Source organism: Cupriavidus sp. HMR-1 (assembly GCF_000319775.1).
GTDB lineage: Bacteria > Pseudomonadota > Gammaproteobacteria > Burkholderiales > Burkholderiaceae > Cupriavidus > Cupriavidus metallidurans.
Map to the genome: position 1 here is coordinate 70,240 of NZ_ANKP01000028.1, position 15,374 is coordinate 85,613.

At 66.6% G+C, this 15,374-nt stretch carries 14 protein-coding genes; 5 read left to right on the forward strand and 9 right to left on the reverse strand.

Features of this window, described 5'->3' with window-relative positions; translation table 11 throughout:
* Positions 1-69 precede the first annotated feature (69 nt).
* Complete coding sequence (locus D769_RS03455) at positions 70-2,238, reverse strand: DNA topoisomerase 3 (RefSeq protein WP_081071336.1); 2,169 nt, start codon at positions 2,236-2,238, stop codon at positions 70-72.
* A gap of 236 nt (positions 2,239-2,474) precedes the next feature.
* Here D769_RS03455 and D769_RS03460 point away from each other — a divergent pair, with 236 nt between their 5' ends.
* Positions 2,475-2,780, forward strand: a complete 306-nt coding sequence (locus D769_RS03460; protein WP_008642134.1) for a hypothetical protein — start codon at positions 2,475-2,477, stop codon at positions 2,778-2,780.
* Positions 2,781-2,810: 30 nt separating this feature from the next.
* Here the strand turns inward: D769_RS03460 and trfA are convergent, their stop codons facing one another.
* The 4 genes from trfA to D769_RS03480 form a co-directional block, all read right to left on the reverse strand.
* Positions 2,811-4,127, reverse strand: coding sequence for a plasmid replication initiator TrfA (trfA, locus tag D769_RS03465; RefSeq protein ID WP_008642136.1), 1,317 nt, complete (start codon positions 4,125-4,127; stop codon positions 2,811-2,813).
* Positions 4,124-4,579: a hypothetical protein gene (locus tag D769_RS03470; protein WP_008642137.1), complete on the reverse strand. Its 456-nt coding sequence runs from the start codon at positions 4,577-4,579 to the stop codon at positions 4,124-4,126. Before D769_RS03470 ends, trfA begins: the two co-directional genes overlap by 4 nt.
* A 921-nt stretch (positions 4,580-5,500) precedes the next feature.
* A complete protein-coding gene (locus tag D769_RS03475; RefSeq protein WP_230973087.1) occupies positions 5,501-5,989 on the reverse strand; it encodes a hypothetical protein in 489 nt (162 codons plus the stop codon).
* 86 nt (positions 5,990-6,075) lie between these two features.
* The gene (locus D769_RS03480; RefSeq protein WP_008642139.1) at positions 6,076-6,435 is read right to left on the reverse strand and encodes a hypothetical protein; all 360 of its coding nucleotides are present in this window, start codon (positions 6,433-6,435) and stop codon (positions 6,076-6,078) included.
* 170 nt (positions 6,436-6,605) lie between these two features.
* Between D769_RS03480 and D769_RS03485 the strand changes: the two genes are divergently transcribed.
* From D769_RS03485 to D769_RS03495, 3 genes are all read left to right on the forward strand, one after another.
* Complete coding sequence (locus tag D769_RS03485) at positions 6,606-6,956, forward strand: hypothetical protein (protein ID WP_008642141.1); 351 nt, start codon at positions 6,606-6,608, stop codon at positions 6,954-6,956.
* Between the two features lie 167 nt (positions 6,957-7,123).
* Complete coding sequence (locus D769_RS03490; RefSeq protein ID WP_008642142.1) at positions 7,124-8,212, forward strand: hypothetical protein; 1,089 nt, start codon at positions 7,124-7,126, stop codon at positions 8,210-8,212.
* Between the two features lie 75 nt (positions 8,213-8,287).
* Positions 8,288-9,148 carry a GTPase gene (locus D769_RS03495; protein ID WP_008642143.1) on the forward strand — a complete coding sequence of 287 codons (861 nt, stop codon included), beginning with the start codon at positions 8,288-8,290 and terminating at the stop codon, positions 9,146-9,148.
* Positions 9,149-9,303: 155 nt separating this feature from the next.
* On the opposite strand, the gene D769_RS30615 is transcribed toward D769_RS03495, so the two are convergent.
* The 4 genes from D769_RS30615 to D769_RS03515 form a co-directional block, all read right to left on the reverse strand.
* Positions 9,304-10,296, reverse strand: a complete 993-nt coding sequence (locus D769_RS30615; protein WP_008642144.1) for a tetratricopeptide repeat protein — start codon at positions 10,294-10,296, stop codon at positions 9,304-9,306.
* Positions 10,297-10,342: 46 nt separating this feature from the next.
* Positions 10,343-11,092, reverse strand: coding sequence for a hypothetical protein (locus D769_RS03505; RefSeq protein WP_008642148.1), 750 nt, complete (start codon positions 11,090-11,092; stop codon positions 10,343-10,345).
* 84 nt (positions 11,093-11,176) lie between these two features.
* Positions 11,177-12,358 (reverse strand): hypothetical protein, encoded by a 1,182-nt coding sequence (locus tag D769_RS03510; RefSeq protein ID WP_008642150.1) that lies wholly within the window; start codon positions 12,356-12,358, stop codon positions 11,177-11,179.
* A 412-nt stretch (positions 12,359-12,770) separates the two neighbouring features.
* Positions 12,771-12,977 (reverse strand): hypothetical protein, encoded by a 207-nt coding sequence (locus D769_RS03515; protein ID WP_008642153.1) that lies wholly within the window; start codon positions 12,975-12,977, stop codon positions 12,771-12,773.
* Between the two features lie 946 nt (positions 12,978-13,923).
* Between D769_RS03515 and D769_RS03520 the strand changes: the two genes are divergently transcribed.
* On the forward strand, positions 13,924-15,374 hold a 1,451-nt coding region (locus D769_RS03520), incomplete at its 3' end, for a DUF5906 domain-containing protein (protein ID WP_008642155.1).

Sequence of the window (15,374 nt, forward strand, 5' to 3'; positions counted from 1 at the left end):
CCACGCGAAACGCCAACCGCAGTGGGCGTTTTGTTGTTCGGGCGACAGTGCATCGCGAACCGGTCAGCCCTACTTCGGCCAGACGCTGTGCTTGCACTCCGGGTAGTTGTTGCACCCGTGGAAGGTCTGCCCGGCCTTCGGACCGTTCTTCACCGTCCGGGGGACCAGGTAGCCCTTCTTGCACTTCGGGCACTTCTTCGCGCCGTCCGGTGCCGGCCGCGGGGTGGACGATCCGGTGTACGGCTTGCGCGCCGGCATCGCGTCGGGCGGGATGGTCGGCAGGGTCGAGACGCGCGCCGCGGCCACCAGCTCGCCGATGGCCTCCTCCTGCTTCGCCATGAACGCGTGCAGCGGGATCTGCTTCTTCGCGATCGCGTCGAGCAGGGCCTCCCACCGGGCGGTCATGCCCGGGTCCGTGAGCTTGGCCGGCAACGCGTCTACCAGGATCTTGCCGACCACGGTGGCCACGAGCTGCTTGCCCTTCACGTCCACGAAGCCGCGCTTGATGATCGTTTCGATGATCCCGGCGCGGGTCGCCGACCGGCCGATGCCGTCCAGGGACTTGAGCTTCTTGCGCTCCACCGGGTCCGTGACGGTGCGGTGGACGTGCTTCATCGCCGTCAGCAGCGAGCCCTCGGTGTAGCGCGGCGGGGGCGTGGTGCGCTTCGCGTCCACCTTCACCGCCAGGCGATTCACCGGGCCCTGCTCGGTCAGCACCGGCAGGGTCGGGGTGGCGTCCTTCGCCTTCTTCGCGTCGGTGGCCTGGGCCTCGCCCTGGAACACCACGCGCCAGCCCGGGTCCTTCACCACGCGACCGCTGGCCGCGAAACGCTCGCCCGCGATCGACACCTCGACCTTGGCCTTGTCCACCTGGCAGTTCGAGTAGAGCTGGGCCAGGTAGCGCTGCGCGATCATCTCGTACGTGCGGCGCTTGATCACGGTCATGGTCGACCAGTCCGGGGCCTGGCGCGTCGGGATCAGCGCGTGGTGCTCGGTCACCTTGCTGTCGTTCCACACCCGCGAACGGATTGTCACGTTGGCGTTGGCCGCCAGGGTGGCCAGGTGCGGGGCGCCCCGCGCGATCGCGTCCAGCACGTCCGGGGCTTCCGCGTGCTGCGAAACGGGCAGGTACGGGCAGTCCGAGCGCGGGTAGGTGGTGTGCCCCTGGAGGTACAGCTCCTGGCAGGTGTCGAGCACCTCCTTGGCCGAGTAGCCGTACTTGCCGTTCAGCGCGGTCTGCAGACCGGTCAGCTCGAACGGCAGCGGGGGCTGCTCCTCCGCCGGCTTGTTCACGTAGCGCGTGACGGTGCCCTGGCCGGCGGCCTGCACCTTCGCCGCGATCTGGTCCGCCACCGCCTTGTTGACGATGCGGTTCTGCTCGTCCAGCCAGGCCGGGCGCTGACCGGTGACGGTGCCGCCCTCGCTCTCGATCTCGTCGCCCTCCTCGTCATCGTCGGCCTCGCCCTTCGCGTCGACGTCCGCCTGCTTCTCCGCGGATTCGAGCGACAGGCCCGGCGGGAGCCAGCGCGACCAGAACGGCAACGCCGGCTGGCCCGGGTCGGCGAACTGCGCTTCGACGGTCCAGAAGTCCTTCGGGACGAACCCGTCGATCTCGCGGTCGCGCTTGACCACCAGGGCGAGCGTGGGCGATTGCACGCGCCCGACCGACAGCACGCCGGGGTAGTTCTGCTTCTTCGCCAGGATGGTGTAGGCCCGGGACATGTTCATGCCAACCAGCCAGTCGGCGCGCTGCCGGCCCAGGCCCGCCTCGTACAGCGGACGGAAGGTGGCGTTGTCCTCGAGCGAGGCGATCGCCTTCTTGACGCTGGTCGGGTCCATCGCGCTCAGGTGGATCCGCGCCACCGGCTTGGTGTTTCCGAAGTGCAGCAGCACCTCGTCGACCAGGAGCTGGCCCTCGCGGTCGGCGTCCCCGCCGTTCACGATCGAGGTGCACTTTTTCAGCAGCGTCTCGATGATCTTGACCTGGTCTTTCTTGTCCTCCGAGACCTTGAGCTTCCAGTCCTTCGGAATGATCGGCAGGTCCTCGAACGCCCAGGGGAACTTGCCCCAGCGCTCGTCGTAGTCGCCCGGCTGCACCTGCTCCATCACGTGGCCGGCCAGCCAGGACACGTAGCCGTCGCCCGTCTCGACGTACCCCTGGTGCCGCGTGTGCGGCTTCGGCAGGTGGGGGATCACGGCCATGGCCATGGACGGTTTTTCAAAGATCCAAAGACGCACGACAAGCCTCCTCCAAGCTGTGCCAGGGCACGGGTACGTACCGGTAGCAGGTACGACAGGCTTGTCAAATCAGGAGGTCGGGTGGTGGTGCAGGACGGAAGGTTGGCCTGGGGGCGCGGCGGACTTTTTTGTAACAGTCCGGGAAATCGGTGTGAGTTAGGGGCGGTTTTTCACTATATGTAGAGCCATCACGCGATCGCGCGGGTGGCGTCCGATCAACGATCCCGGAGAACCCGATGACCACCACCCTGCTCGACCTCGACCCCACCCCTGCCGCCATCGCCCGCGTGCTGCTCGCCGGGCTGCTTGCGCGGCTCGACCACCTGGACGGGACCCTGCGCCAGCTCTGCCGGCGGGACCCGCACCACGCGGTCCTCTGGTCATCCCTGCCTCATGGGTGGCGGCGCAAGGTGGGGCGGATGTTCAACCGCATGGTGCGGGAGCGCCAGGGTGCCGAGGGGGAGCCGCAGGTCTGGTGCTACAACCTGCCGGCCGAACGCCCGCACGTGCACGCGCGGTACAGGGTGATGCCGGGACGGTGAACGAGCAGTGGTGCCAACCGGGCCGAACGCTCACCGCGCGGGAGCGTAGTAGCTCGCCTCCTCCCGGTCGCGGTTTCGGATCCAGGCCAGCTTGCGCTCCTCCGACGACCGGGTGTCCGTGGGATCGACGTCGCGATCCCAGATCGGCACGAAGTCGTCCCCCGCCTGCTTGCTGGTCTTGCGCGGTGCCTGGCGACGCGGGGGCGGCAACGGGGTGACGGTCGCCGTCGGAACCGGGTCTACGCTCACGGCCTTAGGTGCAACCGGCGCACTGGGCTCGCCCGTCGTCTGCATCGCGGTCGCCGTCAGCATGTCCAGCATCTCGGAGCCCTTTCGCGGCGCGAGCACCAGGGAGTTGGTCGCCTTGACCACCACCAGGACCTCGCACGCCTTGCCGTCCCGGATCTGCGATTCGATCTGGGTCTCCGGCGCAAACACGGGGGCGAACTCCGTGCCGTCCTTGCCCTTGATGTTCTTCAGCTCCCCGACCGCCTCCCGGAGCGCCGCGCGGAACTTGCCCGGCTCCATGTGCGTACAGCCGCTCAGTTCCCGCAGCATCGAGAGCTTCCAGGTGAAGGTGTTGCTCGTCGTGCTGAAAAAATCGTGCAGCCATTTGGAAATCTGCGATTTCAGGACGCTCTTGCGCACGACGTCGATCTGGGTGCAGTCGTCGAAGCACATGGCCGCGATGCGATGGTCGATCGTGAAGGTGTAGCGCCCGTCGAGCTGCGACATGTGGACGATCATGCTGATCCAGTCCCTGCGGCGCGTGTTTCGGTTGTAGATTTTCAGCGTCGCCGTCTTCAGCCGTTCGAGCGATGCCAGGATGGCCTGGTTCGCGAACGTGTCGTTGTCCGGCCGCCCGAGGGCCCGGCACCACTCGTTGAGCGAGAACTCGATCTGCTCGCCAGCGAGCCCGGCCCGTCGTGCCGTGGCCAGCACCATCATCCACACCTCGGCGTCCTGCTGGTTGAGGACTTCGCCGCGGTAGTAGATCTCGTATTGCGACGTCGACGGGATCGGGGCCTTGAACTCGACGATCTTGCCAACGACCTTCATGCCCCGCTCGTCCGAATCATCCTGCTGAGGTTTCGCGCGCACGGTGCGCGTGCCGCCGAAGACCGCGCTGCGCGAGAATGCGTTCGGGTAGTAAATGATGTCTGAGGGGGTCGCCGGCCACTGCTGCACAGGGCCCATCGCGCCTCCGTGGACGACCTCACCGCTTACAACGATGGGGGTTGCGGGAACGATGTTGCCGCGCGTCGCCCTGCGCTTCTTGGGTGCCGCTGCCTTGGCGGGGGTGCCGGCGTCGGCCTTCGGATGGGGAAAAACGCTGCCCGTGCTCATGCCGTCACCTCACCCTGAAGGCGTTGGAACAACGTGATCATTCGGTCGCGGCTGCGTTCGTGGGCTGTGTCTCGCGTTTGCCGTTCGACTTGGAGATCACGGGAAAAATCCGCGAGGTGCTTTGCGCCGACCACCAGGGCCGCGCGCACGACCTTCGCACGTGACACCCCGGTCTGTTGACCGATGGTGTTGAACGCGTTCTGGGTGTCGTCGTCCACCATCGCACCAATCTGGGTACGCCCATCGGCGGACAGACGCCGCGCGGTTTGTGCCTCGTCGATCACCAGCTTCCGCAGCTCGTCGTTCGCCAGGACACCTGCCGCGACCACGCGGACCACCGTTCCGAGCGGGAGGGCGTGGTCTTCTGCGCACCCCGTGATCGGTGCGATCGTCGGGGTGTCCACCCAGCACGACACGGCGTGCGGTCGGAAGCGGTTGGTCGTCAGGGTCATCACTCTCTCCATTGCGAAGGTCATGATCCAGTAAAACTCCAGGCGATGGACTTGGCAAATAACGCGGTCATATTTGAGGGACTTTTTGCGATTTTTTTCGCTCGTTGCACTGACGTACCCCTGTTGATGAAATCGGGTTTTGCGGACGAGCGCGGACGTCACCCCCTGTTGATGAAATCGGGTACCTCTGTTGATGAGATCGGGCACCCCTGTTGATGAAATCTGCCGATCGCCTGGAAACGCCCGCCCAGCAAGGGACGGCCCGCCGTACATGTTTCTACAGGCTATTACAGGGGTGCGCCCCGGCAGGGGCGCGCACCCCCTGTACCAAGGGATGTACGGTAAAACTCTAGAGAAAATCTGCGGAGGGGGTTCCTAGGTGAACCCGCCTTTGGGGCGGTTCACCCGAACCCCACCAAACGAAGAACACAACGTTTTGCCATCACCTCCGGTGCAAGGTTCAACCGGTCCCCTCCGGGAACGTCAAAAGCCTGGGGGGGCCTATCGGCCCGCGCACTCAACCCCGGAACCCGCGCGCCCCGAAACCCTGCCTTCGGCACGAAGCGGGGCCGGCACCAGGGGGCGAACCGAATGGGATGTTTTCCTGCTGGTGAGGGCGAACCGAATGGGATGCCCGGATGCAAATCGCCGTGCCCTGGCACAGTCTGGTGGAGGGGGTGAACCGTACCGGATGTGCAAACCGTCCGGAGGTGCGCCATTGAAAATGCGCGAGCGTGCGAACCGAGCCATTAGAAATGCAGGCCCACCTCGGTCTTTCCTTGTTCGCCCCGCCCCAGCCTTCGGCGCCGTCGGGGATTCGCCCTCGAGCCCGGCAAGGTCACCGCAGGTGCTCGCCGGGGATGGTGCCCAAGCCGCCGGAGGCGGGGTTTCACGCGCCCGAGCCCTACCGATTGCCCAAGCCTACGCCACCACCTCGGTCACCCGCACCCGGTCGAGGCTCAGCTCACCGCCGGTCGGTGGGACCACGATCACCTCGTGCTCGTCGGGGTTCTGCAGTCCCGAGGTGTAGACCCTGGGATCTTGGAGGCGGCATCCCGCCGCTTCCAGCTCGGCCACCGTCACCGCGTACACCACGCCGTCCTCCAGCCCGTCGGTGGTGGCGAAGCGCCGCGCGACCTTCTCGATCGTGGTGAACGAAAGCGCCGGGCCGTTGAAGCCCTCGCTGTCCCACTGGTGCGCGTGCACCGCCTGCCCGTGCGGTGTGCCGAAGTTGATCGAGCCGTCCAGCTTCCACGTGCCGTCGAAGTACACGTGCTTCTCGAACGGCTTGTCCGGGTTTCGCGGGCGCAAGCCCCGGCCGTTGTCGTGCATGCCCCGGTTGACGCCGCGGTAAAGCACCGTGTTCGGTTGAAGGTCCAGGGGTGGATGACGTTCGGGTTGGATGGGCATACGGTGCGATGGTGCGGTCGAGCGGACCAGCAGCATAACGCAACAGGCGGCCCTGATGGCCGCCTGGTCGCTCCACGGTGCGCGCCTTACCGCGCGTTGCGAACCCGGGCCCCGATGCCCTCGGTCATGGTCGCCACGCGCAGCAAGATCGGTCCGCCGTCGTCCGGGACGATCAGCGCCGACCCGCCGTCGCCCAGCACCGCGTCGAGCTTGGTGTTCACGAACGCCACCGCGTCGTAGCAGCCGTTCGAGAGCGCGCCCAACGCCGGCAGGCCTGCCTGCCCCGCTTCGCCCGGGATCCGGTCGCACACCGCCGTCGCGTCCTGGCGTACGGCCGCCAGGGACGTCGGAAGGGTGAAGCCGGTGCTGCCGTTGGCGTCCCCGCCCCCGGTCAGCGCGCAGATCCCGAGCGTGGTGGCCAGGGCCATGGGTTTGAACAGCCGCATCGCAGGTCGCCTCCTCGTGGCCGGCCTCTCAACGTGGGCCGATGTCCGAGACCTAGCAGGTCGTGCAGGTCCGTCAAGCGGTCGAGCCGTGCCTGGGCACGGGATTGACTTCGCCCCATGACCCGCTAAGTTGGTCCGAACACCGCCAACAGACCAACAGGAGGAGAACCGTGGTCGGCCTTGAAATCGTCCTTGCCCTGATCGCCGGCGCGATCGGCGTGTCCTTCCTGTTCCTGGCCTGGCTCTGGATCATGACCGCGATCTTCGGTCTGGGCCGGGCCCTGCTGCGCGCACCGTTCAGCCACGAGGCCCGGACCGATCTGGTCGCCTTGCGGTTCCTGCGTCACCCGTTCTTCATCTTCGGACCGCGTGCGCCGACCGCCAAGATGCGGGACCTGGCGTTGCGCGTCGCCCAGGAACGTGGGGTGGCGCTGCCGAACACCACCCTGCGCTCGTTTTACCGGACCCGCCGGTTCCTGAACGAGCACTCCCGGGACTGGCTCCCGCCGCGCGGTTGGTGATCCCGATTCGGACGCGTCGAAACGGTCGCCAGGTGGCAGCCGTTTGCCGCCCCGCCTCGGGCTGAACGGGCGACATGTCAACGCCTCCCGATGTCAAGCAATCGTCGTTCGGTCCCCGTACAATCGATCGCTTGCCCGTCCACCCGTCCGCTGAAGGATCCCGTCGCATGAGCACCACCACGCCCACCATCGCTAGCCTGTCCGACCTGTTCACCCCCCAGGAGATCGAGGGCATCGACAAGGCCCCGCTTCAATCCATCGGCACGCGCCACCCCACGTGGTTCGCCCTGTGCTCGAGGGAACCGCGCCCGGTCGACATCCTGGTCCGCCTGGCGGTGCCGGCCATCGCCGAGGAGACCGGCGGTGAAACGTGGTTGAAGGATCTCCGCGACCGCCTGCTTAACCTCCAGGACGACAGCGGTGCGTCGTCGGCCCTGGCGGAGATCCGCGCGTACGGCGGCCTGCTCGAAGCAGGATTCGACGTCACGCCGATCATCCGGGCGAGCGACGCAACGCCTGACTTCACCGTGGACGCCGGCGACGGGCCGGTGACGGTCGAGGTGTTCTCGAAGCACCAGGACAAGCAACAGGACAAGCTGATGGCCGCGGCCAACACGCCCGACGGTGAGCACCCGTACGGGATCGAACGCTCGGAAGCGACGGTGGGCAAGCGGACCCTCCGTATGGCCGTGACCGAGCTGACCCCGGGCGGTCGACCGGACCCGACGAAGGAAGGCGACAGCGTCCAGGCCAACCTCATCAGCAAGGTTTGCTCGATGAAGCCGGACGAGACCCAGGTGGCCCCCGACCGACCGTGCGTGCTCATCGCCGACTTCATCCACTTCGGCGGCCCCATCGCCGCGCAAATGCTGAAGCCGCACCAGACGTCCCCGCTCATCCGTGGGTTTCACGGACGTGGGCTGTGCAGCGGCGCCATGTGGTACGGGGTCTACGGCTGGAAGGGTGCGCCCGTGTTCGAGGACCCGTCCGCCCCGAAGCGCATGGGCCACGACGGCCGCTTTCGCCTCGACGGCAAGAAGAAGAGCCGCCTGTCGGCCGTCCTGTTCGTGTTCCACGAGGACGTCGTGCTGCTCGAAAACCCGTGGGCGGACCGGCCGCTGCCGCCGCTCGCCCGTTTCATGTTCGGCCGCTACCCGTATTTCAACCTGCCGTACTCGATCGCCGACTGGCACCCGGGCAACACCCTCGCGATCGTCGACGCCCAGCGCCGTATGATCGAAGCGTTCGACCGCTGACCCCGTAGGGGCCGCCAGACCACCGGCGCTCCCCAACCACAACCCCAAACAATCACCCGCAGGAGACCACGAGCCATGGCCATTGATCCCAACCTGGTAAAGCTCTTCGGCGACGTGCTGCGCAAGCACGGCGTCGAGGTCACGAAGGAGACTGTCGAGAAAATCAAGGAAACGCTGGGCTACGTTCCTCGCATCGGCGTACTGGGCAAGACGGGCGTGGGCAAGTCCGCCCTGTTCAACGCGCTGTTCGGGCACGACGTGGCCGAAGTCAGCGACGTGTCGGCATGCACCCGTCAACCGCAGCAGGTCCTGCTCGAGATGCAGGGTGACCTTTCCGGGGTGTTCCTCGTGGACCTGCCGGGCCTGGGCGAAAGCGCCGCGCGTGACGCAGAATACAGCGCGCTGTACAAAAGCGTGCTGCCCGAGCTGGACCTCGTGCTGTGGGTGGTGAAGGCCGACGACCGGGCCCTGGCCGCCGACAAGGCGTATTACCAGAGCATCGTGGAGCCCGAGATCGGGCGCAACGCCACGCCGTTCCTGGTGGTGGTCAACCAGTGCGACAAGCTCGAACCGACCGACGACTGGATCCGCGACGAGCGCCGCCCGGGCCCCGTGCAGCTCGCCAACATCGAGCAGAAGCGCTCGGACGTGGGCGCCCTCTTCAACCTGCCCAACGCCGAGGTCTGCACCGTGTCGGCCACCCGCCGGTGGCAGCTCACCGAACTGGTCGATCGCATGGTCGAGGCGCTGCCGGACCGTGCCAAGTTCGGGTTCGTGCAGGGGACCGAGAAACAGCACGTGTCGGAGAATGCCAGGCAACAGGGAAACGTAAGCGCGGTGAAGACGATGCTGAAGGCGATCGGGATCGCGGCCGGAGCGGCCATCGTCGCCGTGCTGCTGGGCACCCTCGCCGCCCGCGCCGCTGACCGCGACTGAACGAAAAAGCGGCCCCGCGCGGGGCCGTCAAAACACACACCGCGCGATCCGAGGGCCTACGTGCGCGGTACGGTCCTACACCTGAGAGGGTGCCACCTTAAGCCATGCCTTGGGTGCCCTCGTCGACCGCCTGGTGCCCGGCCGCACGTGAGCGGTCAGTGGAGCACCACCAGCCCGAGCAGCACGACCACGATCCCCACGCCCCAGGCGATGACCTTCCAGGGCAGCGGGTCGCCGCTCGTCACCGTCACCTGGTCCGGGCCGATCGGCACGGCCACCACGCCGTTCGGCGCCAGCGACTTCACCACCTTGTCGGTGATCATGACGTCGACCTTCGAGCACCAGTCGCTCGCGATCTGGCGCACCGGCACCGAGGACGCTTTCACCGAGCCGTTGGCGGGCACCATCCCGTAGCCCATACCCAAACCGCCGATGTTGGCGTGCACCCCGTAGCTCGTCGGGTTGGTCACCGTGCCGCTGTGGGTGTACGTGCGGTACGACGTCCCCGTGTGGCGCGATGTCCCGTCACGGATGACCATCGGGCCCGGGATGTACTCCTTTTGGCTGGTGCGCGTCACCTCGATCTGCAACGCCAGGGCCGCGATGATCTGCCCCGCCCAGGCGAACCCGTCCTGCACCGCCGTTTCCGCCCGCTGCCGTGCGCCCGCCAGATCCCGGCGGTCCAGCAGCACCTTGATCTCCTGGTACGCGGTGGTCGCCCGCTGGATCGCAGCGCGTTCCCGTTCCTCCGCTTCCTCCTGCTGCGCCTGGCGCTGCTGCTCCGCGATGCGTGCCTTCACCGCCTGGATCGCTCGCTCCTCTCCCGCGGACGCCGCGAGTTGCAGGAAACCCTCGGCCTCGACCGGCGCGCTCCCCTTCAACTGGCGGTAGAGCGTGAACATTGCCCGGGCGTCGCCCTGGTTCGCCGCACGTCGGTACCAATCCAGCCCGGTGGTGACGCTGCGGTCCACGCCCTCGCCGTTCACGTAGCAGTGGCCCACGTTGACCATGGCCCGCACGTCACCGCCCTCCGCCAGGGGGAGCCAGGCCTTGAAACCGGCGTACCAGTCCGACGGCAACTGGTCCCCGATGAAGTAGAGGTCCTGGGCCTTGATCGCCTGGTCGATCTGTTCCTGGAAGCTGCTCATGCTCGTGTCCTTTCTACTGGTGCAGGGTGGGCCGGACGGCCTACGATCAGCCGCGGTTGCCCGCCGGGTCGAAACGCCAGATCCACACGCGGTAGTCGTAGAACGCCGAGCTGACCACGCTCATGGCGCTCGTGTCGCCGAGCGGGACGTACTTGGCCACGTAGGCGATCCGCGCGTTGATCGCGTCCAGGCGCACCTGCAACGGGTTGGCTTGGAACATCGGCCCGGTGTTCGCTAGTGGGACGCTCATGGCGCGCAACGGAGGTAATGGACCGCGGGTGCGTTGGTCGCCCGTGTTCGGCACGTTGAGCGGGGCCCGCGTCTCGTCGATCTTGTCGATGATCCCCTGCGCGTTGAGCTGGCCCATTTGGCCCACGGCGTCCCGCACCGCGATCGGCACGTCGCACATCTGGAAGGTTTCATCGTGGGAGTGCTTTGCGTTGGTCCAAATCGTCGCCCGCACCTTCCAGCAGGACTGGCTCGCGCCGAACGTCAGGTATTCCAGCGCCACCCGGGGGTAGGCAATCTTGCCGTAGTTGGCAAGCTGCTGGTTCTGCCCGGCGAAGAGTCCCTGCAAGCTGCTGCCGCCGGAGATCGGGGTGTAGAGCGGACCGGCCGCGTTGTTGACCTCGCCCCCGCCGGTACCGCTGCTCCCAGTCACGCTGTGGATCGCGTTCTCTACTGTGCTGTTGGCTTTCTGGACCAAGCCATTCACGTCCGGTCCGCCGTTCGCGCACGCGGCCAGCAGGCCGCACAATACCGTCGCCGTCGCGACGGGCAACACGTGGTGCTTCATCGTTTTGCCTCTTGTTCTTGCTTGTTGATTGTTCCCCGCGAGCCGGCAGCGCGCCCACGCACGCCATCGCCCCGCGTCAGCCGGTCACTGCAAAAAGCCGTTCAAGCGTTGGTACAAGGTCGATTCGAGGCTGTTGGCCGAATCGGCGGAATGCAGGAAAAGCGATCCGCCCCCGGTGTCCTTGAACGTCGCGTTCCAGGCGCTGTCGAATGCCGCCGTCAGCCTCGGGTCAATCACGCCCGGTCCTGATGCGCACGCGTTGTATTGGCCGGCCGGTAGGCCCACCGTCTGCCACGCCGCCGGGATCAGCCCGTTGGGGATCGCTTGGGCACACGCCGCCTCTGCCTTGGTCTTGAACGTGGCCAAGAACGCCGGCATGCTGGTCATCTGGTTGCCGAGCCCGCCGCTGGCCGAACTGGTCACGTACTGGATCGTGGCCTCGTAGACCGAATACGCCGCGCCCATGTCCGTGTTCGTGTTTGAGGTGCTCAGGAGGTCCGACGCCTGCACGGCCGCGAGGATGCTCGTCTTGGAGCCCAGCGGGAGGTGACTGAGCGACGTGGCCATGCCCTCCTGGTAGAACGTCTCGGGGCCCAGGAAAGGCTCGGTGAGCGAGTAAATGGCCGCATGCGTTCCCTCATGCACGAAAAGGTCGGCGTAGGACTGGCCCACGGGCGCGGTGTAGCTGATCGCCTCCGGGTAGCGCTGGTCGAACGACACGGCATCGGCGCTCATCACCTGCATCACGGGACCCACGCCGGTGCCGGTCTGCCCCACGACGCTTGTGCCAACCTCGCTGGCGCTCTGGCCCATCGTCGGGTCCACGCAGAGTTGGATCCGATTGGTCCCGTCGAACGCAACGCCTGACGACGACAGGCCTAGGGCCGTGCGGATCTGGGGGATCGCTTGTTCCAGCAGGTCTGCGGCGAGTTCCTGCGCTTTCAGGCTGGCGCCAGCAGAAAACACCGCCGCGTTGGGCGTAACGATCACCGTGCTGCTGACCTTCGAGGCGTTCGCGCAGTTCGACGACAGCCCGCTGTTGTACGTGCTGAACGCCGGGCCTGTGTAGTTGGCCTGCACGTCCGCTACGATGGACGCGGGCGGGGTGTACGCCGCCAACAGGGCCGCCCCGTTGCTGGTGGTGGTTGACGTCGTGCCCGTTGAGCTGCTGCCGCTGCCCCCACCACCGCCGCCACATCCGGCGAGCGTCAGGGCGAGGAGCGTGAGGCCGGCCGCGGAGGTGCCGCGACGCGTGGTCCGTTTCATGTTTGGTCCCTCGTAGTTTTATTCGTCCATCGGCCCATCGCGAGCATGTGCTATGGCACGCCCTGGTTTCGGCTCCAGCCGAACCAGCCAGCCCGTGATCGCGACGAGCTGAAACAGACCGTCCTTCGTCCGCCCGCCCCGGGTCGAGGCGCTGATCTCTGATCGTCGACAAGCCGCGGTGCCGATTGCGATGGCCGCGATTGCGCGATGGCGATGCTGAATGGGTTGCCCCGGTGCTTCGTGCTGCTCTTGCTCTGATTCTGGACGGGAGTTTACGGGTACCCACGGCAGAACACAACACATCAGATCATTGAATGACACAAAATGCAACTCCGCGCACCTCCCCCAAATATCAGGTCGATGGGGAACGCCCACCGCCCGATGAACGCCTCCCCCGTGGCCATGGCACGGATCAGTGCGCGCCGGCGGGCTGGTCAGGCTTACCCTGATCCCGGATGTGCCGCGTGATCCTGCGCTTGGCGCCCAGCAGGGTCTTGCACGGCACCTGGTCGAACCCGCCGTCAGCGTGGTGGAGCTGGACCTTGATTTCCTCGACGCTGCTGCGATCCGGAATCGCGATGTGAACGGTGTGACCGCGATAACTGAAGCTGTGAAACATGACCTTCTCCTGGTGGTGGTGCCGTTGAGCTGACCGGCTCCGAGCTTTGAGGCCCGCTTTTGACCTGGCCGTTGAGGTTGTTCCGTCGAGCCTGCATGCCTCGCGTCGTTGCCGCCGTTTTCCTGAGTTCTCGTCCCGCGATGGGGGTGGCCAAGGTCCAGGGGATGGTCAAGGATTCGAGCGCCAGAAGGTGCGGGCCGCGCAGCAACACGGTCTGGTGCGCCTTGACGGACTCCGGGCCCGAGGCAGGGTCGCGGGGAAGGATGGGAACGGGAAAACGGGGACGTCGGCAGCGCCGCTGCTGGGGAGACGGAACGCCGCGCGGCGAGCGCGCGGACAAGGGGAGCCCGTGCCGTGGCACGGCTAGTTTTTCAGTCGACTGTGAGGATTTTCGGGAACCGTCAATGCAGGCCTTGCCCGGCCTCTGGCCCAGGCATGGCCAGGTCTTTTAGTGATGCCTGGACAACCCGTGGGGACCGTCCCACGGCGCTCACCGAGGTTCGGTCCAACCGGTCCAGGCAATACCGAATGGGTTCAACGAGGATCCTGATCCTCTCCCCGGGGAAGGTTCCCGTCTATGGGACGGCGTTACCTTTCCCGCCGATGAGCGGTGCCCCAACTGGCTGTACGGCCGAACGTCGCCGATTGAACCAGGACAGCCTGGACCGCCTGGGCCGTGCCCCTCCGAGTCTTGCCTCACCGGGCCTGCGAGCCACGGCGCGGTCCAAGCCTAGTGGCCAGGCAAGGACTCGCACGGTCGCCCCCTGGACCGCCTCGGACCAGGCACCGCCCCTATGGGCGGTGAGTCGCAACGCCACGCGGTCGAGGTTCGTGCTGCGACTCAGCCATGGACGGACCGAGGGCGATCATCCGTCCTGTGCAGCGCTGCTGGGCCCCGAAGTTAAAAGCCGCGCCGCAGAACGATGTCGCAAACGAAGGAACAACGATGGCTGCTTACCAACCGAAGAACGGGGTGAAGTCGACGGGCACCCGCAAGGTGAAGGAATCGGTCGAGCTGTATTACGCCGACCGTCTGGCGAAGGACTCGAATCTGGCCGTGGGTAGCGGCGAAGTCCCGGAACTGTTCCGCTGGAACGGCGTGTTCTGGGAAGCCCAGCGTGACGTCGCACTCGAACAAGACGCGCTCCGCCAGCTCCAAAAGCTGGAACCCGCGAAGTACAGCGCGAGCAAGGCCCGCTCGATGGTTGAGACCGCCATTACGCGTCTGGCCGGCCACAAGCCCCTGCCCGTGCCGCCGAAGTGGACCGGCGTGCTCGTGCCGTTGCGGGACGGTCTGCTCGAAGTGCTCCCGTCCGGCGTGGTGACGGCCCACAAGCCGGCCCCGCATTTCGGCGTCACGCACGCCATCAACGCGTCCATCGACTGGAAGCGCGTCGGTGCGGACGGCACGTATGGCCTGCTCCCATTGCCCCCGGACAGCCGCTTCGGCCGCTTCATCATGCAGGTCCAGCCGAGCCCGGCGATGCGCGACTACCTTGCCGAGTGCTTCGGGTCGACGCTCTCCACGATGAACGTCCAGAAGGCGATCATTCTCGAAGGTACCGGTGCCAACGGGAAAAGCTTGTGCCTGCAGATCCTGTCGGCCTTCCATGCCAACCCAGTAGCGTTCGACCTGTCGCGTCTGGACGGGGAGTTCAACACCGAGCCGCTGGTCCACGCCACGCTGGTCACGGTGTCGGAAGCGCCCCCGCGTAAGCGCCCGATCAACGAGAACCTGTTCAAAGCGTGGGTCGCCCGTGACCCGGTGTCGGTGAACCGCAAGAACCGCGTGCCCCTGACGGTGAAGCCGCGCGCCTCGTGGGTGCTGGCCATGAACGAAGCCATGGGCTTCTCGGACATGTCCCACGGGTTCCTGCGCCGCATCGCCAACGTGCCGTTCACCCAGACGATACGCGCCGAGGACCAGATCCCGGACCTCGACCGCCTGATCACCGAGGATCCTGACGAGATGGCGATCGCGCTGGACTGGCTGCTGGCCGGCCTCATCGCGCTGACCAAGCGCGGCCGTTTCATGAGCGAGGACGAGCTGCCCGAGGAGGTCCGTTCGCACAAAGTATCCCTGCGCAAGTCAAACGACACCGCGCTGGAATGGGCGGACGTGGTGGACGCCGGTCAAGACCCGGCCTACCCGCATCAGTGGGCGGACAAGGTGGTGGTCTACCGCGCGTACCGCGACTTCTGCGCGGACAACGGTCGCCACCCGGTGGAAGCGAACGAGTTCTGGAAGCGTCTCCGTCGTGACTTGCAGGTGTCCAAGGGGATCGACATCGGCGCCGCGGAGAACAACCGCCGGGCGCCGAAGGACTCGACCGGCAACCGCGCCCGCCTCGTGCGCATGCGCGCCGATGGGGTCCCGTCCGTGTCGCTCGCCGTGGC